Source organism: Blastococcus saxobsidens (assembly GCF_010682065.1).
Taxonomy (GTDB): domain Bacteria; phylum Actinomycetota; class Actinomycetes; order Mycobacteriales; family Geodermatophilaceae; genus Blastococcus; species Blastococcus saxobsidens_B.
This window is the reverse complement of the sequence record NZ_JAAGWG010000004.1, coordinates 74,486-99,209: the sequence shown is the minus strand read 5'-3', so window position 1 is coordinate 99,209 and position 24,724 is coordinate 74,486. Positions and strand designations below refer to the sequence as shown.

23 protein-coding genes are annotated in these 24,724 nt (G+C 75.8%); 15 read left to right on the top strand and 8 right to left on the bottom strand.

Going from position 1 to position 24,724, the window contains the following annotated elements; all coding sequences use genetic code 11:
- Positions 1-86: 86 nt before the first annotated feature.
- Positions 87-1,055 (bottom strand): endonuclease/exonuclease/phosphatase family protein, encoded by a 969-nt coding sequence (locus GCU60_RS03615; RefSeq protein ID WP_163202308.1) that lies wholly within the window; start codon positions 1,053-1,055, stop codon positions 87-89.
- Between the two features lie 64 nt (positions 1,056-1,119).
- Between GCU60_RS03615 and GCU60_RS03610 the strand changes: the two genes are divergently transcribed.
- Together GCU60_RS03610 and GCU60_RS03605 are read left to right on the top strand one after the other, a co-directional pair.
- The gene (locus GCU60_RS03610; protein WP_163202306.1) at positions 1,120-1,749 is read left to right on the top strand and encodes a CYTH domain-containing protein; all 630 of its coding nucleotides are present in this window, start codon (positions 1,120-1,122) and stop codon (positions 1,747-1,749) included.
- A gap of 107 nt (positions 1,750-1,856) precedes the next feature.
- The gene (locus GCU60_RS03605; protein ID WP_345770383.1) at positions 1,857-3,164 is read left to right on the top strand and encodes a metallophosphoesterase; all 1,308 of its coding nucleotides are present in this window, start codon (positions 1,857-1,859) and stop codon (positions 3,162-3,164) included.
- Here the strand turns inward: GCU60_RS03605 and GCU60_RS03600 are convergent.
- Entirely contained in the window at positions 3,130-3,753 is a 624-nt protein-coding gene (locus tag GCU60_RS03600) for a TetR family transcriptional regulator (protein WP_163202304.1), read from the bottom strand. The genes GCU60_RS03605 and GCU60_RS03600 overlap by 35 nt on opposite strands.
- A gap of 192 nt (positions 3,754-3,945) precedes the next feature.
- Positions 3,946-4,974 carry an ATP-dependent 6-phosphofructokinase gene (locus GCU60_RS03595; RefSeq protein ID WP_163202302.1) on the bottom strand — a complete coding sequence of 343 codons (1,029 nt, stop codon included), beginning with the start codon at positions 4,972-4,974 and terminating at the stop codon, positions 3,946-3,948.
- Positions 4,975-5,090: 116 nt separating this feature from the next.
- Here GCU60_RS03595 and GCU60_RS03590 point away from each other — a divergent pair, with 116 nt between their 5' ends.
- The 3 genes from GCU60_RS03590 (at position 5,091) to GCU60_RS03580 (ending at position 6,751) form a co-directional block, all read left to right on the top strand.
- Positions 5,091-5,870 (top strand): GntR family transcriptional regulator, encoded by a 780-nt coding sequence (locus tag GCU60_RS03590; RefSeq protein ID WP_163202300.1) that lies wholly within the window; start codon positions 5,091-5,093, stop codon positions 5,868-5,870.
- Positions 5,870-6,349, top strand: coding sequence for an SRPBCC family protein (locus GCU60_RS03585; RefSeq protein WP_163202298.1), 480 nt, complete (start codon positions 5,870-5,872; stop codon positions 6,347-6,349). The genes GCU60_RS03590 and GCU60_RS03585 overlap by 1 nt, the downstream gene beginning before the upstream one ends.
- Positions 6,350-6,472: 123 nt before the next feature.
- Positions 6,473-6,751 carry a GlsB/YeaQ/YmgE family stress response membrane protein gene (locus GCU60_RS03580; protein ID WP_345770370.1) on the top strand — a complete coding sequence of 93 codons (279 nt, stop codon included), beginning with the start codon at positions 6,473-6,475 and terminating at the stop codon, positions 6,749-6,751.
- 21 nt (positions 6,752-6,772) lie between these two features.
- Here the strand turns inward: GCU60_RS03580 and GCU60_RS03575 are convergent, their stop codons facing one another.
- On the bottom strand, positions 6,773-7,411 hold the full coding sequence (locus GCU60_RS03575) for an MBL fold metallo-hydrolase (protein ID WP_163202296.1): 639 nt from the start codon (positions 7,409-7,411) through the stop codon (positions 6,773-6,775).
- A 102-nt stretch (positions 7,412-7,513) separates the two neighbouring features.
- On the opposite strand from GCU60_RS03575, the gene GCU60_RS03570 reads away from it, so the two are divergent.
- Positions 7,514-7,756 carry a hypothetical protein gene (locus GCU60_RS03570; protein ID WP_345770369.1) on the top strand — a complete coding sequence of 81 codons (243 nt, stop codon included), beginning with the start codon at positions 7,514-7,516 and terminating at the stop codon, positions 7,754-7,756.
- Positions 7,757-7,837: 81 nt separating this feature from the next.
- On the opposite strand, the gene GCU60_RS03565 is transcribed toward GCU60_RS03570, so the two are convergent.
- Positions 7,838-8,614, bottom strand: coding sequence for an enoyl-CoA hydratase-related protein (locus GCU60_RS03565; protein ID WP_163202294.1), 777 nt, complete (start codon positions 8,612-8,614; stop codon positions 7,838-7,840).
- 330 nt (positions 8,615-8,944) lie between these two features.
- Between GCU60_RS03565 and GCU60_RS03560 the strand changes: the two genes are divergently transcribed.
- Positions 8,945-10,534 (top strand): serine/threonine-protein kinase, encoded by a 1,590-nt coding sequence (locus tag GCU60_RS03560; RefSeq protein ID WP_345770368.1) that lies wholly within the window; start codon positions 8,945-8,947, stop codon positions 10,532-10,534.
- Positions 10,534-12,003, top strand: a complete 1,470-nt coding sequence (locus GCU60_RS03555) for a protein kinase domain-containing protein (protein WP_163202290.1) — start codon at positions 10,534-10,536, stop codon at positions 12,001-12,003. Before GCU60_RS03560 ends, GCU60_RS03555 begins: the two co-directional genes overlap by 1 nt.
- A 28-nt stretch (positions 12,004-12,031) precedes the next feature.
- Here GCU60_RS03555 and GCU60_RS03550 read toward each other — a convergent pair whose 3' ends face one another.
- The gene (locus GCU60_RS03550; RefSeq protein ID WP_163202288.1) at positions 12,032-12,742 is read right to left on the bottom strand and encodes a hypothetical protein; all 711 of its coding nucleotides are present in this window, start codon (positions 12,740-12,742) and stop codon (positions 12,032-12,034) included.
- Positions 12,743-12,905: 163 nt separating this feature from the next.
- Between GCU60_RS03550 and GCU60_RS03545 the strand changes: the two genes are divergently transcribed.
- Both GCU60_RS03545 and GCU60_RS03540 read left to right on the top strand, forming a co-directional pair.
- Complete coding sequence (locus tag GCU60_RS03545; protein ID WP_204261409.1) at positions 12,906-14,186, top strand: competence/damage-inducible protein A; 1,281 nt, start codon at positions 12,906-12,908, stop codon at positions 14,184-14,186.
- Complete coding sequence (locus GCU60_RS03540; protein WP_163202284.1) at positions 14,183-14,566, top strand: SRPBCC family protein; 384 nt, start codon at positions 14,183-14,185, stop codon at positions 14,564-14,566. The genes GCU60_RS03545 and GCU60_RS03540 overlap by 4 nt, the downstream gene beginning before the upstream one ends.
- A 9-nt stretch (positions 14,567-14,575) precedes the next feature.
- On the opposite strand, the gene GCU60_RS03535 is transcribed toward GCU60_RS03540, so the two are convergent.
- Both GCU60_RS03535 and GCU60_RS03530 read right to left on the bottom strand, forming a co-directional pair.
- Complete coding sequence (locus GCU60_RS03535) at positions 14,576-15,421, bottom strand: class E sortase (RefSeq protein WP_163202282.1); 846 nt, start codon at positions 15,419-15,421, stop codon at positions 14,576-14,578.
- Between the two features lie 126 nt (positions 15,422-15,547).
- The gene (locus tag GCU60_RS03530; RefSeq protein ID WP_163202280.1) at positions 15,548-17,017 is read right to left on the bottom strand and encodes a hypothetical protein; all 1,470 of its coding nucleotides are present in this window, start codon (positions 17,015-17,017) and stop codon (positions 15,548-15,550) included.
- 169 nt (positions 17,018-17,186) lie between these two features.
- On the opposite strand from GCU60_RS03530, the gene GCU60_RS03525 reads away from it, so the two are divergent.
- The 5 genes from GCU60_RS03525 to GCU60_RS03505 all read left to right on the top strand — a co-directional run bounded on the left by GCU60_RS03525 (position 17,187) and on the right by GCU60_RS03505 (position 24,685).
- Positions 17,187-18,371 (top strand): hypothetical protein, encoded by a 1,185-nt coding sequence (locus tag GCU60_RS03525; protein ID WP_163202278.1) that lies wholly within the window; start codon positions 17,187-17,189, stop codon positions 18,369-18,371.
- 182 nt (positions 18,372-18,553) lie between these two features.
- Positions 18,554-20,200: an acyl-CoA dehydrogenase family protein gene (locus tag GCU60_RS03520; protein ID WP_163202276.1), complete on the top strand. Its 1,647-nt coding sequence runs from the start codon at positions 18,554-18,556 to the stop codon at positions 20,198-20,200.
- Between the two features lie 173 nt (positions 20,201-20,373).
- The gene (locus GCU60_RS03515; RefSeq protein WP_163202274.1) at positions 20,374-22,434 is read left to right on the top strand and encodes an EAL domain-containing protein; all 2,061 of its coding nucleotides are present in this window, start codon (positions 20,374-20,376) and stop codon (positions 22,432-22,434) included.
- 152 nt (positions 22,435-22,586) lie between these two features.
- Positions 22,587-23,288 carry an NYN domain-containing protein gene (locus GCU60_RS03510; RefSeq protein ID WP_204261440.1) on the top strand — a complete coding sequence of 234 codons (702 nt, stop codon included), beginning with the start codon at positions 22,587-22,589 and terminating at the stop codon, positions 23,286-23,288.
- 122 nt (positions 23,289-23,410) lie between these two features.
- The gene (locus GCU60_RS03505) at positions 23,411-24,685 is read left to right on the top strand and encodes a GGDEF domain-containing protein (protein ID WP_163202272.1); all 1,275 of its coding nucleotides are present in this window, start codon (positions 23,411-23,413) and stop codon (positions 24,683-24,685) included.
- Positions 24,686-24,724: the final 39 nt, after the last annotated feature.

Here is a 24,724-nt window from a genome sequence, read left to right as displayed (position 1 = left end):
CCTCTCGCAGACGGCGCGCTCCGGTGAGCGCCCCGGCACGAGGCCTTCCCCAGCGGGGCTCCCGGTGAACATGCGGCCGGCGTCGGTCAGCCGGGCGGGAGCACCAGTTCGGCGACGACGGAGCGGTGGTCGCTGCCGCGCACCGGGACGAACCGGCAGGCCGCGACGGCGATCCGCGGGTCCACGAGGACGTGGTCGAGCGCCATCCGGGGCAGCGGCAGCCGGAGCGGTCGCCAGGTCCAGACCGAGCCGCGCCCCACGGCGCGGGCGGCGTCCACGTAGCCGCGGCGCAGCACGGCCCGCCACGCGGCGTGGTCGGGCGTGGCGTTGAAGTCGCCGGCCAGCACGCGGAGCACCCCGGGAGCCGGCGCCGGCAGCGCGGCGAGGTCGGCGAGCCAGGCACGCACCGAGGCCGGCCCCGTGGCCGGCGGCGCGGAGTGCACCGACACCAGCTCCACCGCCGGTCCGCTGCCGGCCGTCACGCGCACGCACGGCTGCTCGAACTCGCCCGGCACGGCCGCGCGGGTGTCCAGCGCCCGGCGGCTCCAGACGGCGCCGGACGCCGACGGCACCGCCCCGGGCCGGGCCGGGATCACCGACGAGTGCGGCAGCACCCGGTCCAGGCCGGCGTCGCGCAGGGCGCGCTCGGCCTCCGGGGTCAGCTCCTGGACCGCGAGCAGGTCGACGTCGTACCGCCGCACGAGCTCCACGACCGGCTCGGCGGGGACCAGGCCCTTGCGCAGGCTCACCGTGGCCACGCGCAGCCGCTCGCCGCCCGCCACGGGCACCGGCGCGGACGTGCCGCGGTTGCCCAGCACGGCCCCGGCAAGGACCGCGCCGGCCGCCGCGGCCAGCACGGCGCCCGCCCGGGAGCGGGCGGTGGCGGCGACGGCCAGCGGCAGGACCGACGTCGCTGCTGCGTAGGGCGTGAAGGCGAGCGCCGGGACCAGCGGGAAGCCCCGCTCGCCGCCGGTCGCGCGCAGCGCCGCCCACACCGCCCAGGGGGCGGCAGCGGCGACGGCCCACCGGCTGCGGGCGGCGGGCTGCGGGGACATGCGGCGAACGTAGCCAGGCCCGGGCGCGGGCGCTCCCCCGGGCACCCTGCCCTACCGTCGGCCCGTGGCCACCGAGCAGCTGGAGATCGAGCGGAAGTTCGACGTCGGAGCGGGGTTCGAGGTGCCCGACCTGGCCGGCGTGCCGGGCATCGCGGCCGCCGGCCCCCCGGCCGCGCACGACCTGGTGGCGGTCTACCACGACACCGCCGACCTCCGGCTGGTCCGCTCCCGCGTGACGCTGCGCCGGCGCACCGGCGGCCCCGACGAGGGGTGGCACCTCAAGCTCCCCGCCGGGGCGGCGCGCCGCGAGCTGCACCTGCCGCTGGGGGAGGCCGCCGGAGGGCCGCCCCGGGAGCTGCGCGACGCCGTCGCCGAGCTCGTGGCGGGCGAAGCGCTCGTGCCGGTGGTGACGCTGCGCACCCGGCGGGTGGCGACCGCGCTCCGGGACGCCGAGGGCCGGGTCCTCGCCGAGGTCGCCGACGACACGGTGGCGGCGACCGTCCTGCCGACCGCCCCGGCCGGGGAGCCGGAGCAGCGGAGCTGGCGGGAGGTGGAGGTGGAGCTGGTCGAGGGGGAGGAGCCGCTGCTGGCCGCCGTCGGTGCCGTCCTCGTCGCGGCGGGCGCGCAGCCGTCGGCGCGCGTCTCGAAGCTGGCGTCCGCCCTCGCCGGACGGCTGGGCACCGGGCTCGGCTGAGGGCGGCGGGGAACCACTCGCCGGGCCGCGTCGTCCTCCTGGGGCACGGGCGGGCACCATGTCGGGGTCCGTCGCACGTCGAGGCCCGGAGGCCGTCGTTGTCCATCGTGGGCCTGCTCGGCTTCGGCACCGTCGTCCTGCTGGCGGTGGGCCTGCTGCACGGCTACCTGTGGTTCCGCCTCGTGCGGTCGACCACCGGGCGCGGCCGCCTGCGGCGCCGGCTGACCTGGCTCACCGTCGTGCTGGCAGTGCTGCCGGTGCTGGCGGTCACCCTCCGGGGACAGCTGCCCATGGACGCCTCGGCCCCGCTCAGCTGGGTGGGCTTCACCTGGCTGGGCATCGCCTTCTACGCGTTCCTGTCCCTGCTCGCCCTGGAGCCGGTCCGCGCGGTGGGCAATGCGCTGATCCGCCGGAAGGAGCGGGAACCGGCGCTCGCCGGAGCCGAGGACGGCGGTGTCGTCGCGAGTGGGGGCCGGAGGCCTCCGCGCAGCGACGACGGAACGGCTCAGCCCGACGGGGGAACGGCACCTGGCGGCCGTGCCGTCCCGGAGGACGGCGATGTCACGGCACCTTCCCGTCGCTTGTTCCTGGCCCGCTCGCTCGCGGTGACGGCGGGCGCGGTGGCCCTCGGCACGGCCGGGACGGGCGCGTACTTCGCCAACAGCGCGCCGGTCGTCCGGCGGGTGCCCGTGACGCTGTCCCGGCTGGACCCGGCGCTGGACGGGCTGCGGATCGTCACGTTCTCCGACGGCCACCTCTCCTCGACCTACGGTGGCCGCCGCTTCGAGCGGCTGGTGGAGATCGTCAACGAGCAGCGCCCCGACGTCGTGGCGATCGTCGGTGACCTGGTGGACGACGGCGTCGACGAGCTGCGCGAGGACGTGGCGCCGCTGGCCGACCTGGTGAGCGAGCAGGGCGTCTACTTCGTCACCGGCAACCACGAGTACTTCACCGACACGACCGACTGGCTGCGGCACCTGCCCACCCTCGGCGTCCAGGTGCTGCGCAACGAGCGGGTGCCGATCAGCCGGGCGGGCTCCTCGTTCGACCTCGCGGGCATCGACGACCGGACGGCGGCGGCCTCCGGCCTGCCCGGGCACGGCGCGGACCTCGACGCCGCCCTGGACGGCCGGGACGACGCGACGCCGGTGGTGCTGCTCGCCCACCAGCCGGTCATGGTCGACCAGGCGGCGCGGGCCGGCGTGGACCTGCAGCTGTCCGGGCACACCCACGGCGGGCAGCTGTGGCCGTTCGACTACGCCATCCGGCTGGACCAGCCGGCCGTCGAGGGGCTGTCCCGGCACGGGGACACGCAGCTCTACGTGGGCGCGGGCGCCGGGTTCTGGGGGCCGCCGATGCGGGTCGGCGCCCGGCCGGAGGTCACCGTCGTGGAGCTCCGCTCCCCGGGTCGCTGACCTGCGTCAGCCGGGTGGACTCCAGCACGTCGAACGCCTCCTCGACGCACTCCACGAGCTTGCGCTCGCAGCCGCTGTCGGCCCAGACGAGCAGGCCGACGGTGTACGCGGACAGGTAGGCCCCGGCGACGACCGCGTCGGAGGGGCCGGCCGTCCGCCGGCCCGCCGCGCCCAGGCTCTCCAGCACCATGGCCGCGGTCGTGCGCTCGAACTCGGCGGCCCGGTTGCGGAGCGCCGGGGTGGCGGCGATGACCTGCCACCGGGCGGCGAGCTCGGCGTGGTCGTCCTCGACGAGCTGGGTGACCATCTGCACCGCGCTCCGGCGGATCTGCTGCCCGAGGGGCAGGTCGGCCGGCTGGGCGGCGAGCAGCGCGGCGGTCTCCTCCGCCGTCGGGAGCTGCATGATCACGTGTTCCTTGCTGGGGTAGTGCGCGTAGAAGGTGGGCACCGACACCCCCGCCGCGGCCGCGATCCGGGCGACGTTCACCTCGTCGAAGCCGTGCTCCTGGAACAGCGCCAGGGCAGCCACGACGATCCGCCGGTGGGTGGTCTCCCACCTGCGCGTCCGCCCGTCCGGCCCTTCGGTCACGCCAGGCAGTCTGCCCCGTCACCTGCGCGTTCCCCCACCCGAGGCGGCCGTTTCCCCCGCACGGGTCGGCGGTCGGCGGTCGGCGTCCGCACGACGGGGCGCTCGTCGTCCGTGTCGCGCAGCGGGCCGTGGACGTCCGGGCTCCCGAGGCGGCGGAGGTCCAGGCCGTCGTGGCACGGCCGGCCGGGCTGCTCAGCCGGTGAAGGCGCGCCGTTCGGCCAGCCGCGAGGGCGTCACCGTCTTGAGCCGGGCGACCGCGCGGGCCAGGGGGACCAGCTCGATCTCCGTCCCGCGCAGCGCCACCATCTCGCCGTGCCGGCCCTCGTGGGCGGCGATCGTGGCGTGCAGGCCGAACCGGGTGGCCAGCACCCGGTCGAAGGAGGTCGGCGTGCCGCCGCGCTGCACGTGGCCGAGCACCGTCGTCCGCACCTCCTTGCCGGTGCGCCGCTCGAGCTCGAAGCCCAGCTGCTGGGCGACCCCGGTGAAGCGGCGGTGCCCGTACTCGTCGACCCCGCCGTCGCGCAGCGACATGGTGCCCGGCTTCGGGGTGGCGCCCTCGGCGACGACCCCGATGACGTGGGAGTCGCCGCGCTCGAAGCGCGCCGTCACCAGGCGGCAGACCTCCTCGACGTCGAAGGGCTCCTCCGGGACCAGCGTCACGTGCGCGCCCGCGGCGAGGCCCGCGTGCAGCGCGATCCAGCCGGCGTGCCGGCCCATCACCTCGACCAGGAGGACCCGCTGGTGGGACTCGGCGGTGGTGTGCAGCCGGTCGATCATCTCGGTGGCGATGCTCACCGCCGTGTCGAAGCCGAACGTCAGGTCGGTGCAGTCGATGTCGTTGTCGATCGTCTTCGGCACCCCGACCACCGGCACGCCGGCCTCGGAGAGCATGTGCGCGGCGGTGAGGGTCCCCTCCCCGCCGATCGGGACGAGCACGTCGACGCCGTGGGCGGCCAGCACGTCGCGCATGCGGTCCAGCCCGTCCCGCAGCAGCTCGGGGGCGACCCGGGCCGAGCCCAGCGTGGTCCCGCCGCGGGTCAGCAGGCCGTCCACGGCACCGATGTCGAGGGGGGTGGTCCGGTCCTCCAGCAGGCCCCGCCAGCCGTCGCGGAAGCCGATCACCTCGCTGCCGTAGTGGTTCCCGGCCGTGCGGACGACGGAACGGATGACGGCGTTGAGACCGGGGCAGTCTCCGCCGCCGGTGAGGACTCCGATGCGCACCGGGTCTCCCTCCGGTTCGGAAGCTGCCACCATACGTCATGACGTCCTGATGTTCAGGTGTTCGCGGGCGGGCGCGTCATCGATCGGGGGGCCACGGATGTGACGTCCCATACGACATGACGACCAGACGTCTCGTCGCGCAGTACCTTTGCTGCGTGGTGAGCCCCGTCCCCGGACCGAAGTACCTGTCGGTCCGCGAGCACCTGCGCCGGCGGGTCGCCGCCCTCCCCGAGATGACCCTGCTGCCGCCGGAGCCCGTGCTCTGCGCCGAGTACGGGGTCAGCCGGATCACCCTGCGCCGGGCGGTCGACGGTCTCGTCGCCGACGGGCACCTCGTGCGGGAGCAGGGGCGCGGCACCTACGTCACCCGGCCGGCCATCCGGCACGAGTACCGCGAGAGCTTCGTGCACCGCATCGCCGGCTGGAGCTCGGTCATGACCGAGCAGGGCGCCCAGGTGGGGACGACGGTCCTCACCCAGCGGGTGGTCCCGGTCCCCGCGTCGGTGGTCACCGAGCTGCGGCTGGACCCCTCGGCCGACGTCGTCGAGCTGGTGCGGCTGCGCAGCGTGGACGGCGCACCCAACCACGTGGCGCACAGCTTCCTGCCCGAGGAGCGCTACCCGAGCGCCGCGGTGGCCGACTTCGGGGAGGGGTCGCTCTACGACTTCCTCCGGCGCGAGTACGCCGCGGACCTGGCGCACGCGCGCATCGTCGTCGACGTCGGCACCGCCGCCCCCGAGGAAGCCGACCTGCTGCAGGTGGTGGCCGGCTCGCCGCTGCTGGTGGTGCGGACCACGGTGCGCGACCGCGAGGGCGAGCCGCTGCTGCACAGCTTCTCCCGGTTGCGTCCCGACGTCAGCCAGGTGGAGTTCGAGGTCTCCGTGGGCGGACGTTGATGGCCGCGACCGGGACCACCGCCACCGGGACCCGCGAGGTGCCTGAGACGCCGGCCGAGGTGTGGCGCGCGCTGGCCGTCCTCGAGCCGTACTGCTCGGTCTGCGACGTCTCCTACGTCGTCGACGCCGTGGAGGCGGGGCCGGGCCTGGGGACGACGTTCGTCTGCGCGCCCGGCCGGCCCGTGGGACCGCCGGCGGCCGGCGCCCCCCAGGGCGAGATCGTGGCGTGGGAACCGCCGCGGCTGGTGACCGCCCGGCTGCGGCTGACGCCGGAGACCTGGACGACGCGGATCGAGCTGGCCCCGGCGCCCGGCGGCGGCACCCGCGTCACGATGACCATCACGCACGAGCCCGCGACCGGTGGGCGCGTGATCCGCCGGCTCCAGCGCGGTGCGCTGCGCCGGCTGGTGCAGCGGACCGTCGACGCGGAGCTGGAGAAGGTCCCCGCGCACGTGGCGCGGGCCGCTGGATCGACCTGACCCCATCGGGGGAACCGTGCATCAGCCGGCGATCTTGTGGGTACCGGAGCTCGTCGTGCACCGGTGTGCGCAACCGGCACCTGCCGGATGGGGGCCACGCCGGTTCGAACGAAGGAGAACGCTGTGTTCCTCGACATCCTCGGCCTCATCGTCATCGGCCTCGTCATCGGAGCGCTCGCCCGGCTGATCCTTCCGGGCAAGCAGAACATCAGCATCGTCGCCACCCTGGTGCTGGGCGTCCTCGGCGCCCTCATCGGTGGCTTCATCGCCAGCCTGCTGGGCACCGGTGACATCTTCGAGCTCAACATCCTGGGCTTCGTGCTCGCCGTCGTCGCCGCGCTCGTGCTGGTCGGTGGCTACGCGGGCACGGCCGGACGGTCGAACCGCTCCGTCCGCCACTGACCCGACCGGCAGCCGGGGGGCTCACAGCTCGACGGTGTCCCCCGGCGCCAGCCGGCTGAGGGGGGTCGGGGTCCCCGGACCCCGCTCCCCCAGCAGGCCGCCGACGACGCCCAGCCCGGCGTCGTTGAGCAGCCCGTCGTGCACCGAGTACGCCTGATCGGCGTGCACCGCCCGCACGTAGTCGATGACGTCCGCGGTCCGGGACCACGGCGCGTGCAGCGGGACCAGCAGCGTCTCCACCGGGGTCTCCGGCACCGTGAACGCATCCCCCGGGTGGAACACCCGACCGTCGACGAGGAAGCCGATGTTGGCGACCCGCGGCAGATCGGGGTGGATCTCGGCGTGCAGCTCGCCGTGCACGGCGACCTCGAACCCCGCGACGTCGACGACGTCCCCATGACCCACCACGTGGACCCGTGAGCCCGCGCCCTCCAGCTGGGCGGCCACCGACCGGTTGGTCCACACCTCCAGGCCCGGTGCGGCCTCCAGTGCGGCGCGCAGCCGCTCGGCGACGAAGTGGTCGGGGTGCTCGTGGGTGACCAGCACCGCCGTGGCGCCCTCGAGCGCCGACGGGTCGGTGAAGGCACCGGGGTCGATGACCAGGCGCCGCGGGCCGTCGCCGAGTACGACGCAGGCGTGCCCGTGCTTGGTGAGCTCCATGAGCGCATCCTGCCCCGGGTGCGCGGCCAGCGCGCCGGGTACCGCCCGCCGACCACCCACCCCGTTGGGGTGAGACGGGTCCGCCGGCCCGTAACCGCGGCCGTGGCTGCTGCCGACCTCTTCCGCATGATGCTGCAGACGATCGTCCACGCCGCCGCCCGCAGCCGGGCCCACGGGCCGACGGCGGCGCTGTGGCACGCCGTGGAGCTGCACCGGCCGCTGGCGGAGGTCGACGGCGCCTGCGAGCTCACGCTCTGCGGCTCGCTGGCCCGGGTCATGCCCGACGAGCAGTGGCCGGTGGCGGCCAGCGACGTGTGCCCCGTCTGCGCCGCTCTGGCGCGCTGACGACCCCATGACGCCCTGCTGCCGGGTGGATGCGCCCACCCGGCTGCAGGTGCACCTGTCCCGGCCGTGGGCCGGGTCGGCTCAGCGCCCGGTGAACACCGGCGGGCGCTTGGCCAGGAACGCCTCGACGGCCTCGCGGTGGTCCGCGCTCTGCCCCACCTCCGCCTGGAGCCGGCCTTCCAGGGCCAGCGTGTCCGCGAGCGAGTCGGTCGCGGCGGTGGCCAGCACCGTCTTCACGGCGCGGTAGGCGGCCGTGGGGCCGGCGGCGAGCCGCTCGGCCAGGCCCCGGGCCTCGGCCGGCACCTGCTCGGCGGCGACGACGCGGTGCACCAGCCCCCACTCCGCGGCCTGCTCGGCCAGGAACGGCTCGGGGAACAGCAGCAGCTCGGCGGCCCGGGAGCCACCCACGCTGTGCACCAGGCGCGCGGCCAGCGCGGAATCGCTGGACAGCCCGATCCCGGTGAACGCGGTGGTGAACTTCGCGCCTGCGGCGGCCACCCGGATGTCCCCGGCCAGGGCGATGCCGAGCCCCGCGCCCGCGCACGCGCCGTTGATCGCCACGACCACCGGCACCCGCAGGGCGGCCAGGGCCAGCACGAGCGGGTTGTACTCGTGCTCCACCACCGACAGCGGGGCCGGCGCCCCGCCCTGCATCTCGGCCAGGTGCTCGCCCAGGTCCTGCCCGACGCAGAACGCCCGGCCGGTGCCGGTGAGCAGCACCGCCCGCACCGACGCGTCGGACGCCACCGCCTGCACCGCGGCGAGCAGGTCGCGGCGGGAGTCGTGGGTCAGCCCCGGCCGCAGCAGGGTCAGCGTCGCGACGCCGCCGGCGTCCTCCCTGGTCACGGTGTCGGACATCGTCGTCGCGCCTCCCGGCTCGTCCCGGGGCCGCGACTCCCGCGGTCCCTCTGGGTCACCTTGTCACGCTCCGTACGGTCCACGGGCACCCCGCATCCCACGCGCGCCGCACGGAACGGCGATGCCGGTGGCTCCCCGATCACGCACCGCAACCGGCACGCCGGGGCGATCCGCCGCGGACGGCCGGATGTCCGGAGCGCCCACCTCGATCGTGGACCATGAGCCGAAGCCACGTGTAGCCGGGCAGCGCAGTGGACAGCACACGAGGGGCGCCGCACCGGTGCCCGGACGGCGACGTGCCCCGAGGGGCGAGGACGAGGAGTGGCCTCCGTGGTGGAACCAGGGCGCAGGTGCCTGGGTGACCGCTACGAGCTGCACTCGCTGATCGCCTCCGGCGGCATGGGGCAGGTCTGGCGCGGGCTGGACGTCGCCCTCCACCGCCCCGTCGCGGTCAAGGTGCTCCGCAGCGAGTACACCGGCGACGCCACCTTCGTGGCGCGCTTCCGCGCCGAGGCCCAGCACGCCGCCGCGCTCAGCCACCCGCACATCGCCGCGGTCTTCGACTACGGCGAGGAGACGGCGCGCGACGGCTCGGGGGAGACCCTCGCCTACCTGGTGATGGAGCTGGTGGAGGGCGAGCCGCTGTCGGCGCTGCTGCACCGGGAGGGCGCGCTGCCGCCGGCGACGACGCTGTCGGTGCTGCGGCAGACGGCCTCGGCGCTGGCCGAGGCGCACCGGGCCGGGATGGTCCACCGGGACGTGAAGCCGGGGAACATCCTCGTCCGCCCCGACGGTGGCGTGAAGATCACCGACTTCGGCATCGCCTGGTCGGCCCGCAGCGTGGCGCTGACCCGCACCGGCCAGGTCATCGGCACCCCCCAGTACCTGTCCCCGGAGCAGGCGGAGGGCCGGCACGCCAGCCCGGCCAGCGACGTCTACGCGCTCGGCCTGATCGGCTACGAGTGCCTGACCGGGCATCCCGCGTTCGAGGGCGACAACGCGGTCACCATCGCGCTCAAGCAGGTGCAGCAGGATCCGGAGCCGTTGCCGGGGGAGCTCCCGCCGGGGGTGCGGACGCTCATCACCCGCGCGCTGGTGAAGGACCCGGCCGCGCGCTTCGCCGACGGAGCCGCCTTCGCCGCCGCCATCGCCGAGGTGGAGGCCGGTCGCGAGCCGGCCCCGATCGCCGGCACGGTGGAGGCGCCGCAGGTCGCCGGCGCCACGTCGGCCCGGCGGTCGCGTCGTCGTGCTGCCTCCGCCCGGCCCGAGGGACCGAGCACGCGGCCCGGCACCGCCGGCCCACCGGTGGCTCCCCGGCGCAACCGGGTGGGGGTCGTCCTGCTGCCGTTGCTGGGCCTGCTCGCCGGGGCCGGCATCACCGCCGCGCTGCTGCAGTCGCTCACCCAGGGGCCGCCGACGTCCACGGCCGCCGCGGCCGAGCAGCCGGTGAGCGGCAGCTTCGTGCTGTCCGAGGAGGACTACATCGGACGCCCGGTCGGTGAGGTGACCGATCGGCTGACCACGCTCGGGCTGAACGTCACCGTGCGCGCCGAGGTGCGCGACGACGTCATCCCCGACCGCGTCACCGGGATCGAGCCGGCGGGCCGGCAGCTCCAGGCGGGCGACCGGGTGGTCGTCCACTACGCGGCCGCGCCGCAGCAGCGCAGTCCCGAACGGGGCTCGGCGATCACCGGTGCCGCCGTCGACCCCGCCGCGGTGCCGCCGCCCGCAGAACCGGCCGAGCCGACCCCGGTGGCGCCGCAGACCACCACGGCACCGGCCCCCTCCACGACGATGGCGGCCTCGCCCACCACGAGCACCGCCGAGCCGACCCCGACCGCCGAACCGACGTCGTCCCCCACCGAGGCCGCACCGACGACCACCGCGGCCCCGACGAGCAGCACGCCGCCGACTCCGTGATGCCGGGGCCCGGTCCGGCCGGCCCCTCCCTGCTGGGCGACCGGTACGAACTGCTGACCCTGTTGGCGACCGGCGGCATGGGGCAGGTCTGGCGGGCCCGCGACACCCTGCTGCGGCGGCCGGTCGCGGTGAAGGTGCTGCGCAGCGAGTACACCGGGGACGCCACCTTCCTCGCCCGGTTCCGGGCGGAGGCGCAGCACACGGCGGCCCTGACCCACCGGAACATCGCCGCGCTGTACGACTACGGGGAGACGCCGGCGGGGACGGGCGAGCACCTCGCCTACCTGGTGATGGAGCTGGTGGAGGGGGAGTCCCTCGCGCAGGTGCTGGCCCGCGAGGGCCGGCTGGACCCGCAGCGCACCCTGGACGTCCTCGATCAGGCGGCGGCCGGGCTGGCGGCCGCGCACGCCGCCGGGCTGGTGCACCGCGACGTGAAGCCGGGCAACCTGCTGGTCGCCCGGGACGGCACGGTGAAGATCGCCGACTTCGGCATCGCCTGGTCGGCCGGCAGCGCCGCGCTCACCCAGACCGGCCAGGTGGTCGGCACCGCGCACTACCTCTCCCCGGAGCAGGCGGCGGGCCAGAAGGCGGGGCCGGCCAGTGACGTCTACGCGCTGGGGATGATCGGCTACGAGTGCCTGGCGGGGCACCGGGCGTTCGACGGCGACAACTCGGTGCAGATCGCGCTGCGGCAGCTGCGCGAGATGCCCCCACCGCTGCCCGGCGACCTCCCCGAGCCGGTGCGCACGCTCGTCGACCGGGCTCTGCTCAAGGATCCCGCGGAGCGCTTCGCGGACGGCGCCGCCTTCCGGGCCGCCGTCGAGGACGTGCGGGCCGGACGGGCGCTGACCCCGGTGCCGGCGGCCGGGGACACCCGCCCCTTCGTCACCTCGGGGGAGCCGCCACGGCCCCTCCGGCGCCGTCTCCTGGCCCCGGTCGCCGCCCTGGTGGTGGGCGTCGGGCTGGGCGTCGCCGCCCTGCAGGTCTGGGGCGACGCGCCCGCCGGACCGGTGGCGGAGGCCGCGACCGAGACCCCCGAACCCGTCGTGCTGCGGGCCGAGGACCTGGTGGGCCGCCCGGTGGACGAGGTGGAGGCCGAGCTGACCGACCTGGGCCTCGGCGTCGAGCGGACGGCGCAGGAGACCACGGCCGTGGCGGCCGGCTCGGTCGTGTCGGTCAGCCCCGTGGGCGCTCTGCCGCGGGGCACCGTGGTCACCCTCACCCATGCCCTGGCGCCGCCGCCGGCCCCGCCGGTGCCGGATCCCGTGCCCGTGCCCGTCCCCGTCCCGGTGCCGACCATGGCGGTCACCCCGCTGGACGGTGCGGACGGCGGGAACGCCGGGGAGGACGCCGCCCCGGCCGGGCCCGGGAACGGCGGCGGGAACGGGAACGGCGGCGGGAACGGGAACGGCGGCGGCAACGGCAACGGCAACGGCAACGGCAACGGCCGTGGGGCGGGCAGGGGCTGATCCCCCACGCGCTCCCGGTCGCGGTGTGTCAGGCGCTGCGGCGGCCCGCCCGGAGCCACAGGGCGGCGCCGAGGGCGCCCACGGCGGCGGTGAGCAGGAAACCGCGGTCGCTGTCGGCGCCGGGCAGCACGACCAGCACCCAGAAGACGGCCAGCCCGACCAGGCCGCCGGCGGCGATCGACCAGCCGGACCCGCCCAGCCGGCGACCCCCCGGGATGAGCTCCGCGACCGCCGCGAGGCCCAGGAGGACGCACACGGTGGCGAAGGCCGACCACAGCGGGATGGCCGACCACGCCGACACGGTGCCGAACTCCAGCGACAGCCCCAGCTGCAGCAGGACGAGGGACAGCAGCACCAGACCGCCGGCCATCAGCGCCGCCTTGTCCCGCGGTGGCCGCTCGGCAGCCGGGGTCTCCGTCGGCTCCTCGAGGGTCTGCGGCCAGGACGCCCCCGGCGGCGGGGGCGGCGGCGTGCCGGCCCCGGGCAGACCCGGCACGAACCCGACCGGGCCGGTCTCGTGGTGCGAGGGGACCTCAGGGGCCGGGGCGGGTGGCGTGGGTGGGGATGCGGGCATCGCGGCCGGGGCCGGGGACGGGGCCGGGGACGACGGCGGCGGCAGCTGCTGGACCGACGTCGCGCCGGTGGCGGCCGGCGTCACCACGGGGATCTCCTGCGTCGACGACGGGGCAGCGGCGCCCGCGGGGGTGTCGGGGGACTGCGGGTCGGACGGCGTGCTCACGGTGCCTCCTCGCGGGTCCGGCGGGTCGCCGGTCGGTGCTGTGCGGTCCTGACGCTATCGGCGGCCGGGGCCACGGGCAGCGGGGCGCCCCGGTCGGACGACGACGATCCTGGCGCCCGGTACTGCCGGGCGCCGTCGGCCGACCTAGGGTCGGGCCGTGGTCATGCGCGCCGGCATCGTCGTCACCGGTACCGAGGTGCTCACCGGGCGGGTACCCGACCGCAACGGCCCATGGCTGGCCGAGCAGCTGCGGCGCCTCGGCGTCGACGTCGGGCACGTCGTGCTGGTGGGCGACCGGCCGGGCGACCTCCGGGCCGCCCTGGCCTTCCTGGCCGGGCTCGGCACCGACCTGCTGATCACCACCGGAGGGCTCGGACCCACCGCCGACGACCTCACCGCCCAGGTGGTGGCCGAGTTCCAGGACCGGCCGTCGGCCGTCGACCCGGCGCTCGAGCAGCGGGTGGCCGCCGTGGTGGAGCGGCTGATGGCCCGGCGGGGCTGGGCGGCCGACCCGGCGGCGACGGCGGCCGGGGTGCGCAAGCAGGCCATCGTCCCGGCGGGTGCCACGGTGCTGGAGCCGATCGGCACCGCCCCCGGTCTCGTCGTCCCCCCGGCGGACGGGCGCGGCGGGCCCCCGGTGGTCGTGCTGCCCGGGCCGCCGGGGGAGCTGCGCGGGATGTGGCCGGCGGCCGTGGCGGCTCCGGCCGTTCGGGACCTGCTCGCCGGGGCCGGGGAGCTCCGGCAGGAGACCCTGCGCCTCTGGGGCACGCTCGAGGCCCAGCTGGCCGCCACCCTCCGCGGGATGGAACCGGAGCAGGCCGGGCTGGAGGTCACCACCTGCCTGCGCGAGGGCGAGCTGGAGATCGTGACCCGCTTCGCCGCGCAGGCCCAGCCGGCCTACGACCGGTTCGCCGGCCTGCTCCGGCAGGAGTACGCCACGACGCTGTTCTCCACCGGGCCGACGCTCGACGAGCTGGTCACCACGGCCCTGGCCGACGGCGGCCTGACGATCGCCACCGGTGAGTCCTGCACGGGCGGTCTCCTGGCGGCCCGGCTCACCGAGCGCCCCGGGTCCTCCGCGTACGTGCTGGGTGGAGTCACCGCCTACGCGAACACGGCCAAGCAGCAGCTGCTCGGCGTGGATCCGGGCGTCCTCGCCGAGCACGGCGCCGTGAGCCCCGAGGTCGCGAGGGCGCTGGCGGACGGTGCGCGCGCCCGCTTCGGCGCCGATCTGGGTGTGGGCATCACCGGCGTCGCCGGACCGGGCGGCGGCACCGAGGCCAAGCCCGTGGGCACGGTGCACCTGTGCGTCGTGGGGCCCGAGGGCGCGGTCGCGGAGCGGGCACTCGCCCTTCCGGGGAGCCGGTCGGCGGTGCGGGAACGAACCGTCACGATGGCCCTGCACCTGCTGCGCGAGCTGCTGCTCGGCGGACCGCCGGCATGACCACGACGACGCTGCACGCGACCGGGCCGCGGCCGCCGGCGGAGGTGTGGGAGCGCTACCGCCTGCTCGACCGCTGGTCGGAGTGGGCGCCGCAGATCACCGGCGTCGAGTGCTCGCGGCGCGAGCTGACCGCCGGTGCCCGCGGCCGGGTGCGCGGCCTGGGCGTGCCGCTGCCGTTCACCATCGAGGCGGTCGACCCCGCTGCCCGCTCGTGGTCGTGGACCGTCGGCGTCGGCCCGCTCCGGATGCGGCTGCACCACTGGGTCGCCGACGGCCCGGACGGCGGCACGACGACCGGCCTGCGCACCACCGGCCCGGCGCCGCTCGTGCTCCCCTACGCGCCGCTGGCGCGGTGGGCGCTGCACCGGCTGGTGCGCTAGCGGGGGGCCTCAGCCGAGCAGGGCCGGGGGCCCGTCGGGCGCGGTCGCCCTGCTCACCGGCTCCCCGTCCAGTCGGGCGTGGATGACGAGTCGCTGCTCGGCGGAGTACTTCGGGTGGCAGGTGGTCAACGTCAGGAACGCGCCGGTGGCCGGCCCACCCGCCGGGCCGCCCGGCGTGGGCGACAGCACGGTGACGTCGGTGGGGCGCACGATCCGGCGGCCGGGGATGCCGCTGGGGTCGCCGGCGAAGTCCTGGTCGCCGGGTGCGCCGAGGACCCGGTAGACGAACCAGGTCCCGGCGGTCTCCACGACGATCGGGTCCCCGGGGCGCAGCCGGTCGAGGTCGAGGAACGGCGAGCCCCGGCCGACGCGGTGGCCGGCGAGGGCGAGGTTGCCCTGCTCCCCGGGCATCGCCGTCCTCAGGTAGTGGCCGGGGCCCTGGGCCAGCTGGGTCTGGGCCGTCCCCTCGACCACGACCCGCTCGTAGTCCGCGCCCAGGCGCGGGATGTGCAGGACGGCGAAGGGTTCGCCGACGGCCACGTCGAGGACCTCCGGTGGTGCCGGCGCCGGGGCGTCGCCGGGGGGAGGCGCCGCGGCCACCGGGCCGGGGCCGCCGACCGTGGGGTCCTCGGCCCAGTCGTCCCGGATCTGCTCGGTCAGCCGGTCCTGCTCCCGGGCGGCGAGGAGGTCGGTCACCCACAGCTCGTAGCCGACGAACAGCAGCGCAACCAGGCCGACGGTGAGCAGGGTCTGGCCGGTGCCGCGGACCAGCGTGCGGCCCACGTCGCGGCCGCGCGGGGGGCGGCCGACGGCGCGGGTCCGCCCCGGCCGGACGTCCTGGTCGAGTGCGCTCATCGCCGCCGAACCCGTCTCGTCGTGCCGGAGGGTGGCGACGCCGCCTGCCGGGGGTCGCCCGGCAGACGGCGTCGGAGGTGGAGCCCGGCCCGCCGCCCGGGGTGCTCGGGGCGGCGGGCCGGTGGATCAGACCGTCGCGGTGGAGCGACGGCGACCGGCCAGCGTCAGCGCGGCACCCAGACCGAGGGCCAGCAGGCCCAGGGCGAGCGGAGCGGAGACGTCGGAGCCGGTGTAGGCGAGCTGCCCGGTGGGCTGCGACATCGCGGCCTGCTGCACCGGCGCCCTGTAGGCGGCCGGAGCCGCCTTCACGGCGTGCACCGGAGCGGGAGCCGCGTAGTGCACGGGCTTCGCGACCGGCTTGTCCACCGGCTGCTGGGCGGGCTGCTGGGCGGGCTGCTCGGCAGGCTTGTCGCTGGGCTTCGGGTAGCAGGCCCAGCCCTGGCCACCGGCCGAGGCGTTGTTCGAGCAGACCACGTCGGCACCACCGGCGATCGAGATGATGTTGACGATGTTGGTGATGTGCTGCTCGCAGTCGACGGGGCCCGATTCGGAGGTGCAGGTGAGCGTGTTGTTGTTGCCCACGACCACCTTGATGATCGAATCGCCGCCGATGGCATCGACCGTGCCCGTCTCGGCGTCGTTGTCGGCCTCGTTCCGCGCCCTGCTGTCCTGGTCGATGTCGGTGTCGGCGTCACCCCCGTCGCCACGCTGCCCGCCCGAGCCGCCGCGGGTCTCGGAGTCGTTGTCGTTGTAGGACTCGGCGTCGTAGTGCGCGCCGTTGCCGGACGAGGCGTTGTTGCTGCCGCTGACGCCGGCGGAGCCGCCGCGGGAGGCCACCTCGACCTCGTTGTGGACGGTCTGCGTTGCCTCGACGTGGCCCTTGTCGTCGCTCTCGGCGTCGAGCTCGTTGCCGTTCCCGGCGAGGACGCCGACGAGCGAGTCGCCACCCTCGGCGCGGACGTTGCCCGAACGGGAGTAGTTGTCCACGCTGTTACGAGCCCTGCTGTCCTGGTCGACGTCGGTGTCGGCGTCGCCGCCGTCGCCGTGTCCGCCGCCCGATCCACCGGTGGTGGTGGACTCGTTGCTGTTCCCCGACTCGGCGTTGTAGTGCGCGCCGTTGCCGGACGAGGCGTTGTTGCTGCCGCTCACGGCGGCGGAACCGCCGTGGGAGGCGACCCCGACCTCGTTGTGGACGGTCTGCGTGGCCCCGACGTGGCCCTTGTCGTCGCTCTCGGCATCGACGGTGTTGCCGTTGCCGGCGATCACGACGACGTAGGACGTGCCGCCGGTGGCGGTCGTGTTGCCGGAGCGGGACTCGTTCTGCACGTCGTTGACGGCAGCGCTGTCCTGCTCGACCTCGGTGTCGGCGTTGCCACCGTCAGCGTGACCGCTGCCGCCGGCTCCACCCGTGGTCGTGGACTCGTTGGTGTTCGCGGAGGTGGCGTTGTGCTCGGCGCTGACGCCGCTCGAGGCGTTGCTGCTGCCGCTGACGCCGGCGTCACCTCCTTCGGAGGCGCTGGCCACCGCCTGGCCGAGGAAGAGGATTCCTCCGGCCATACCTGCAACGGCCAGGCCGTTGCGTACGGATCGTCTCATCGTGTGCGTGTCCTTCATGGGTGTGCGCGCCGCGAACGGGTAGGACAGGGCGCGCGGGTGAATGGAATGGGTGGAACGAGCGGGGCGGCTGCACTTGGTCGGTGATGTGCCCCCCGTGGCACACCTGGGGACAGCGCGGGCCGCGTAGGCGGCGCGTCAGTCCGGCCGGGTGGCGGGGTCGGTCGCCGAGGTGGCGGTCGATCCCGCCACCGGCGCCGTGCGCTCGTTGCTGCTGTCGTCGCCGGGCACGTCCCACCCCGAGCGCAGCACGGCGGCCACGGACGAGGTGCCGGTGCGCGGCTGGCCCGGTCCGGCGGTCTGGCCGCTGCAGGCCGTCAGGCCGCTGACCGCGGTCGCCGACGGGAGGGGGACGGGGAGCGGCGCGGGCGGGACGAGGGGCGTCTCCGCCGGCCTCGCTGCCACGACCGGCTCGAGGGGCGCGGTCGACGCCGTCACGGTCGAGGCCGCGCGGAGCGACGTCGGGCGGGCGGGCGGTGCGACGCCGGTGTCCCGGTCGCCGGGTGCGGAGACGGCGAACGCGGGGACCGGGGCGCAGTCGAGGGCCGACGCGGTGGGGCCGACGGCCGTGGCCGTGCCGGCCGGCAGCGACCCGCAGGTGGGCGCCGGTTCCGGCGCGCCGACGTCGGTGGTGCAGGTGGGGGTCGACGGCTCCTTGTCGGCCGTGGTCGCGTCCGTCGCGTCGCCCGGCGTGGTCGTCGCCGTGCCGCCGTGGGTGGTGGTGGCCGTCGACGTGCTGGTCGTCGTCATCGTGGTGGTGGAGCTGGTGGTGGTGGAGCTCGTGGTGGTGGAGCTGGTGGTGGTGGAGCTGGTGGTGGTCGTCGTGCTCGTGGTCGTCGTCGTGGCCGGCGCTCCGGCCGGATCGGGCGTTCCGTTCATGGGGGCGGTGCCCTCGCCGCCCGCCGCGGTGGCATCCGGCGGCTGCGTCGTGGCCGTCGAGGTGGACGTGGTCGACACCGTCGCGGAGCCCGATGCCGAGGAGGTGGTCGACGTCGTCGACGACCGCTCGCTCGACGAGGTGGACGACGTGCCCGCGGACGACGCGCTGCCGGAGTGCGAGGACGTCGTCCCCGCGGTGCCGGTGGACCCGTCGGGCCCTGGGTCGCTGTCCGGCGCGGCCGCCGGGGTGGTCGTGGCCGACGGGGCCTCCTCGGCGCGGACCGCGTCGTCGGTGCCGACGGCCATCCCGGCGTACACGCCGGCGCCCAGGAGGCACGCCGCAGCCACTCGCCGGAGCCACGGCCCGCGAGCCGCGAGCGGCCGCCGGCCGTCGTCGAGCTCCGCGGTCCCTGGCATGAGGCGGACGTTAGGAACCGGTTCGTCCGCTGACCAGTAGCCAGCCGACGAGCAATTTTTATGCGGCGTGTCACAGATGGATACCGGATCGGGGGATAGCGCAGGGTTACGAAATCGGCTGGTACCGCAGCGTACCGAAGAGGTCCCGACCAGGCGGGCGCCCGAACGGCCCCCTCCGGCGCCGTCCGTTCCGGGACGCCCACCGGCACGTACGGTGCGCTCATGCCTGCCACCCACCAGGTCACCAACCAGGTCCCGCCGCTGGTCGGGCACGATCCCATCGGCGGTGACGCGGCACTGGCCGAGGCCTGCCTGCGGCACGCCGACGCCGCGACGCTCGAGTCGCTCGGCGAGCTGGGCCGGATCGCCGGCAGCGAGGAGGCCCGGGAGTGGGGGCGGCTGGCCAACGAGAACCCACCGCGGCTGCGCACCCACGACCGCTACGGGCACCGCATCGACGAGGTGGAGTTCCACCCGCACTGGCACGACCTGATGCGCACCGCCGTGGAGAACGGCCTGGCCGGGGCGCCGTGGGCCGACGCTCAGCAGGCCACCCACCCCACCGCCCCGGGCCGTCACGCCCACGTGCGCCGGGCCGTCGGCTATCTCGGCTGGACCCAGGTCGAGATGGGTCACGGCTGCCCGGTGACGATGACCTACGCCGTCGTCCCCGCCCTGCGCCGGGCTCCCGAGCTGGCGGCGCGGTACGAGGCCGGGCTCACCGCACGCGCCTACCAGTTCGGCCTCGCCGAGCCCACCGGCAAGGCCGGGCTGGTCGCCGGCATGGGCATGACCGAGAAGCAGGGCGGCTCCGACGTTCGGGCAAACGCCACCCGCGCCGTCGCGCGGGCCGACGGCAGCTATGCGCTCACCGGCCACAAGTGGTTCACGAGCGCGCCGATGAGCGACCTGTTCCTGGTCCTCGCGCAGCTGGACGAGGGGGTCTCCTGCTTCGCCGTCCCCCGGGTCCTGCCCGACGGCGACCGCAACGTGTTCCACGTGCAACGTCTCAAGGACAAGCTCGGTGACCGGTCCAACGCCTCCAGCGAGGTCGAGTTCGAGGGCACCACCGGCTGGCTGGTCGGCGAACCGGGCAGGGGGGTGCCGGCCATCATCGAGATGGTCAACATGACCCGCATCGACTGCGTGCTGGGCTCGGCGGCGACGATCCGCGCCGCGCTGACCCAGGCGATCCACCACGCCCGGCACCGGAGCGCCTTCGGGGCCCGGCTGGTCGACCAGCCGCTGATGCAGAACGTGCTGGCCGATCTCGCCCTGGAGAGCGAGGCCGCCACGGCACTGGCGATCCGGCTGGCCGCGGCGGTCGACGCGGGGGAGGCGGCGTTCCTGCGGCTGGCGGGCGCCGCGGCCAAGTACTGGGTGTGCAAGCGCTCGCCGGGCGTCGTCGCCGAGGCCATGGAGGTGCTGGGCGGCAACGGGTACGTGGAGGACTCGGGGCTGCCCCGCCTCTACCGGCAGGCGCCGCTGAACTCGATCTGGGAGGGCTCGGGCAACGTCATCGCCCTCGACGTCCTCCGCGCCCTGGAGCGGTCCGGGGAGTCCCTGGCGGCCGTCACCGCCGAGCTGGAGCTCGCCCGCGGTGCCGACCGGCGGTTCGACGACGCCGTGGAGCGGCTGTCCGCCGAGCTCGGGAACCGGGAGGGCCTGCCGTTCCGGGCCCGCCGCGTCGCCGGGCAGCTGGCGACGTGCCTGCAGGGATCGCTGCTGCTGCGGCACGCCCCGGCGGAGGTCGCCGAGGCGTTCTGCGCCTCTCGCCTGGGCGGCGACGGCGGCGCGGTCCTCGGCACGCTCCCGGCCGGCGCGGGCGTGGCCCGGATCGTCGAGCGGGCCGGAGTCGCGACGCGCTGAGAACCCCTGCGGACTATTACCCTCAGGAGTGGTTCGCGTGCTGCCCGGTGTCACACCGCGAGCGGCCGGTGCCCGGAGTCCGCGTGCGCGGGCCGGACAAGTGGACGAGAGCGGGCAGCGTGCAACCAGGTGACGTCCGGCCCCCCGGGAGCCGGCCCGACCCGCTGGGCGGCGTGCCGGACGCGGTCTACCGCCTCGACCCCGACGGCCGCTTCGCCTACCTCAACCCCGCGGCCGAGCGGATGCTCGGGCGCCGCGCCGAGGAGCTGCTGGGGCGCAGCGCCCGGGACGCCTTCCCGGCGCTGCGCGGTTCGCTGGCCGAGGAGCAGTACCAGCAGGTGCTCGGTGACGGGCGGCCCCGCGAGTTCCACTTCTTCTACGAGCCGCTGGCCCGCTGGTTCGAGGTGCGGATCTTCCCGGACCCCGCAGGCGCGGCGGTCCTCTTCCGCGACATCGACGGCCGCCGGCGCAGCGACGAGGAGCGCGACGCACAGCTGCGCGGGCTGAGCGCCGTCCTCGAGGCGTTGCCCTCGCCGACGGTCCTGGTCGGCCCGGACGGCCGGATCCTCTCGGCCAACGGGGCCTGGACGCGCAGCGGCGAGGACCTCCTGCCGGCGGTGTCCTGGCCGGGGCGCCCGGGGGAGGACTACCTGACCGCGATGACCCGCGGCCTCGGGCCCCGGGCGCACGCCGAGCTCACGGCCGGCGTCCGCTCGCTGCTCGGTGGGGCGACGAGCTCCGACGGCCGCACGTTCTCCCTGGACTACTCCGCCGACGGTCCGACCGGCCCCGTCTTCTTCCACCTGCAGGCCACCCGCGTCGACCGCGAGGGCCGGGTCGTGATCACCCACACCGACGTGACCGAGCAGGTACGGGCACGGGACGACCTGGTCTGGAAGGTCCGGCACGACGACCTCACCGGCCTCCCCAACCGCGCGCGGCTGCTGGAGCTCACGGGGGAGGCGCTGGCCGCGCCGGGTCGCACCGCCGGCGCCCTGCTCATGATCGACCTCGACGGCTTCAAGACCATCAACGACTCCCTGGGGCACCAGATCGGCGACGAGCTCCTGCGGCAGGTGGCCGGCCGGTTGTCCGAGGAGATCAGGCCGGGCGACACGGTGGCCCGGCTGGGCGGCGACCAGTTCGTCGTCCTGGCGCACGGCTGCGACGCCTCCGAGGCGGCGGCCCTGGCGTTCCGGCTGCAGACGGTCTTCGTCCAGCCCTTCACGTCCGGTGAGATCTCCGTCCCGCTGAGCGCCAGCATCGGGGTCGCGGTGGCCCGCCCCGACGTGGTGGACGCCCACCACCTGCTCAGCGACGCCGACGCCGCGATGTTCGCGGCCAAGAGCTCCGGGCGGGACCGCGTGCACCTGTTCTCGCCGTCCCTGCGCGAGGCGGCCCGCTGGCGGCTGGAGGTGGCCACCAGGCTGCGCGGCGACGCCATCGACCAGCTGGTGGTGCACTACCAGCCCGTGGTCCGCCTGGACGACGGGCGGATCGAGGGCGTCGAGGCCCTGGTGCGCTGGCAGCACCCCGAGCGCGGGCTGCTCGCCCCGGACACCTTCCTGTCCGTCGCCGAGGAGACCGGCCAGATCATCCCCATCACCCGGTGGCTGCTGCGCGAGACGACCCGCCGGGCGGCCGAGTGGGCGGCCGACGGCATGCCGCTGCGGATGTCGGTGAACGTCAGCGCCCGGCACTTCTCGGCGGAGACCCTGGTGCGCGACGTGCGCGTGGCCCTCCAGCAGTCGGGTCTGCCGGCCGACCAGCTGGTCCTCGAGCTGACCGAGACCAGCGTCGCGGAGGACCCGACGCGGGCGGAGGACCAGCTCTCGGTGCTGCGCCGCTTCGGCGTGCGGGTGGCCATCGACGACTTCGGCACCGGCTGGTCGTCGCTGGCGCAGCTGTTCTCCCTCCCCATCGGGACGCTCAAGATCGACCGGTCGCTGCTCGCCGCCGCCGAGCGCGTGTCGGTGGGCGACACCGGGGCGGTGCTCGCGGCCATCGTGGGGCTGACCCGGACGCTGGGCATCCGGTCGGTCGCCGAGGGCATCGAGACCCCCGAGCACCTGCGCATGGTGCGCGCGGCCGGGTGCGACCTGGCGCAGGGCTGGCTGCTCGGCCACCCGATGCCGGCCGACCGGCTGCGCGAGTGGGTGCGCGAGGTGCAGCGGCAGGGCGGCGACCTGTGCACGCTGGCCGTGTCCGGCGGCGCGGTCCCCGCGAGCAGGTGAGCGTCCGTCGCCGGGTGCGTCGGGCCACCTCCCCCGTCGGACCGCCGCCACCGGCACCCGACGTCACCTCACGGGCCGACGCCGGGCCCCCGGACGGTGACGCGCCGCCGCCCGTGGACACCTCGCCGGACACCGACCGGCAGACTGGTCCCGTGCTGGACACCCCGGAGCCCCAGGCCGACGTCAACGGCGGGTCGCCGGTCACGGTCGACGACGGGCGGTCGCGTCCCCCGCTGGACCTGCTGATCTGGGACGCCCCGAACATCGACATGACCCTGTCGACGGTCATCGGTGCGCGGCCCACGGCGGCCTCCCGCCCCCGGTTCGACGCCATCGCGGCCTGGTTCGTGGAGGGGGCGGGGGATCCGTCCGCACCGGGCGCCGCCGAGGTCGAGGCCTGCGTCTTCGCCAACATCCCGCCGCAGCCGGGGTCGCTCCAGCGCTGGGTCGAGGCGCTCCGCGGATTCGGCTACTCGGTGTTCGCCCGGCCGAAGACGCAGCCGGACGACGACATCGACCAGGACATGCTCGACCACATCGCCGTGCGGGCGCACAGCCACCGGCTGCGGCGGCTGGTCGTGTTCTCCGGGGACGGTCGCAACTTCGCCGAGCCGCTCGAGGACCTCGTCCGCGACGGCATCCAGGTCGTCGTCGTCGCCTTCAGCGAGGTGGCCGGCTACGCCATCAGCTCGGACCTGCTCGAGTTCATCGACATCGAGGACGTGCCGGGCGCCTTCGTCGAGCCGCTGGACCGGGTCCGGCTGGACGCGCTGCCCGCGGACGGCGCCTGGCTGCGGCCCACCCGGAGCCTGCGCGACTTCGTCGCGGCCTTCACCGCCCGCCGGGGCGGCTGACCTCCCGGTACGCGACGGGGGCGGCCCGGACGGGGCATCGCTCACCCGCCCGGGTGGCCCGGCCGGCAGGCGCTCAGGTATGCCGGTGGGCTGCCGATCACCCATCCGTGCGGTGGATCTCGATGGAGCGCCTCGAGGCGGTGCTGCGCCGGGGCGACGTGCTGCCGGCCGCGGCGTCGTCGCCGGTGGGGCACGACGTCCGCACGGGCAAGGGCGTACGCAACTCCGCTCCCCCGGTGACCCAGCTCGCCGCCGCCCATCCCGGCCTGGCCGGGGAGGTCGTGGCGACCGGCCGCACGGCGGGGCTGCTGATCTGCTGGATGTCCGTCGTGCTGGTGCCCACGTGGACGGCGGTGGACCACCTGGTGGTCCCGGAACTGGCCGGCGAGTTCCTCGTGGTCCGACTGCTGGGCGAGATCCCCATGCTCCTGGCGCTCGCGGCGATGTGGCGATGGCCCGTCGGCCGGCGGCGGCCGGAAGGCCTCGCGCTGTTCGTGCTCGCCGTCGTCCAGCTGGAGATCGCCTGGATGCTCGCGGTGGTCCCCGACCGGGAGTACTACCTGCCCGGCTTCACCCTGGCCATCTTCGGCAGCGGGTGCTTCATGGCGGCCCGGCCGCGCTGGACCGGCGCCCTCGTCGGCCTGTCCTGGGCCTTCCTGGGCCTGTCCATGCTCGGTTGGCAGGATCTCGGCGCCGCTGACCTCGTCGCGGTCACGATGGTCATCGGCACCGCCTCCGTCATCGCGATGCTGACCCACCTCCGCCGCCACGCCCTCCAGGTCCGCGAGATCCTCACCCGGCTCCGGCTGGAGCGCGAGCAGCAGCGCACCGGTGTGCTGCTCGCCCAGCTCGAGCGGCTCAGCCACGAGGATCCGCTCACCGGGCTGGCCAACCGCCGTCGCTGGGACGCCGAGCTCGCGGCCGCGTGCACGCGGGCCCGGGCCCGCGGTGAGGTGCTGAGCGTGGTGCTGGTCGACCTGGACCACTTCAAGGACGTCAACGACCGGCACGGCCACGCCGGCGGTGACGACGCCCTGCGCGCCGTCGCCGGTCTGCTGTCGGCCCGCGTGCGCGGCGGTGACCTGGTCGCGCGGCTGGGCGGGGACGAGCTGGCCGTCCTGCTGCCCGATGCGGACGCGGGGCGGGCGGCGGAGATCGCCGAGCAGCTGCGCCGGGAGGCCCGCACCCTGCGGCCGGACGGGTTCGGCGCCGAGGAGATCAGCCTGTCCCTCGGCGTCGCGGCCGCCCGGGGCGGGGACGCCTACCCGCTGGAGCTGATGTCCCGCGCCGACGAACAGCTCTACCGCGCCAAGCAGACCCGCAACGCCGTCGGTGCGGCCGGCCGGCGCGCGGCGCCGCAACCGGCCGCCCGCCCGGAGCCCCAGCCGGCCGGCTGAGCGCCGGCGACCAGCAAGGACCGGCCGGCACCCCCGGCG

Coding starts and splice junctions, on each gene's coding strand:
- GCU60_RS03615 (WP_163202308.1), bottom strand. CDS start 1,055: ATGTCCCCGCAGCCCGCCGCCCGCAGCCGGTGGGCCGTCGCCGCTGCC.
- GCU60_RS03590 (WP_163202300.1), top strand. CDS start 5,091: ATGACGACCAGACGTCTCGTCGCGCAGTACCTTTGCTGCGTGGTGAGC.
- GCU60_RS03585 (WP_163202298.1), top strand. CDS start 5,870: ATGGCCGCGACCGGGACCACCGCCACCGGGACCCGCGAGGTGCCTGAG.
- GCU60_RS03575 (WP_163202296.1), bottom strand. CDS start 7,411: ATGGAGCTCACCAAGCACGGGCACGCCTGCGTCGTACTCGGCGACGGC.
- GCU60_RS03565 (WP_163202294.1), bottom strand. CDS start 8,614: ATGTCCGACACCGTGACCAGGGAGGACGCCGGCGGCGTCGCGACGCTG.
- GCU60_RS03555 (WP_163202290.1), top strand. CDS start 10,534: ATGCCGGGGCCCGGTCCGGCCGGCCCCTCCCTGCTGGGCGACCGGTAC.
- GCU60_RS03545 (WP_204261409.1), top strand. CDS start 12,906: ATGCGCGCCGGCATCGTCGTCACCGGTACCGAGGTGCTCACCGGGCGG.
- GCU60_RS03540 (WP_163202284.1), top strand. CDS start 14,183: ATGACCACGACGACGCTGCACGCGACCGGGCCGCGGCCGCCGGCGGAG.
- GCU60_RS03535 (WP_163202282.1), bottom strand. CDS start 15,421: ATGAGCGCACTCGACCAGGACGTCCGGCCGGGGCGGACCCGCGCCGTC.
- GCU60_RS03530 (WP_163202280.1), bottom strand. CDS start 17,017: ATGAGACGATCCGTACGCAACGGCCTGGCCGTTGCAGGTATGGCCGGA.
- GCU60_RS03520 (WP_163202276.1), top strand. CDS start 18,554: ATGCCTGCCACCCACCAGGTCACCAACCAGGTCCCGCCGCTGGTCGGG.
- GCU60_RS03505 (WP_163202272.1), top strand. CDS start 23,411: ATGGAGCGCCTCGAGGCGGTGCTGCGCCGGGGCGACGTGCTGCCGGCC.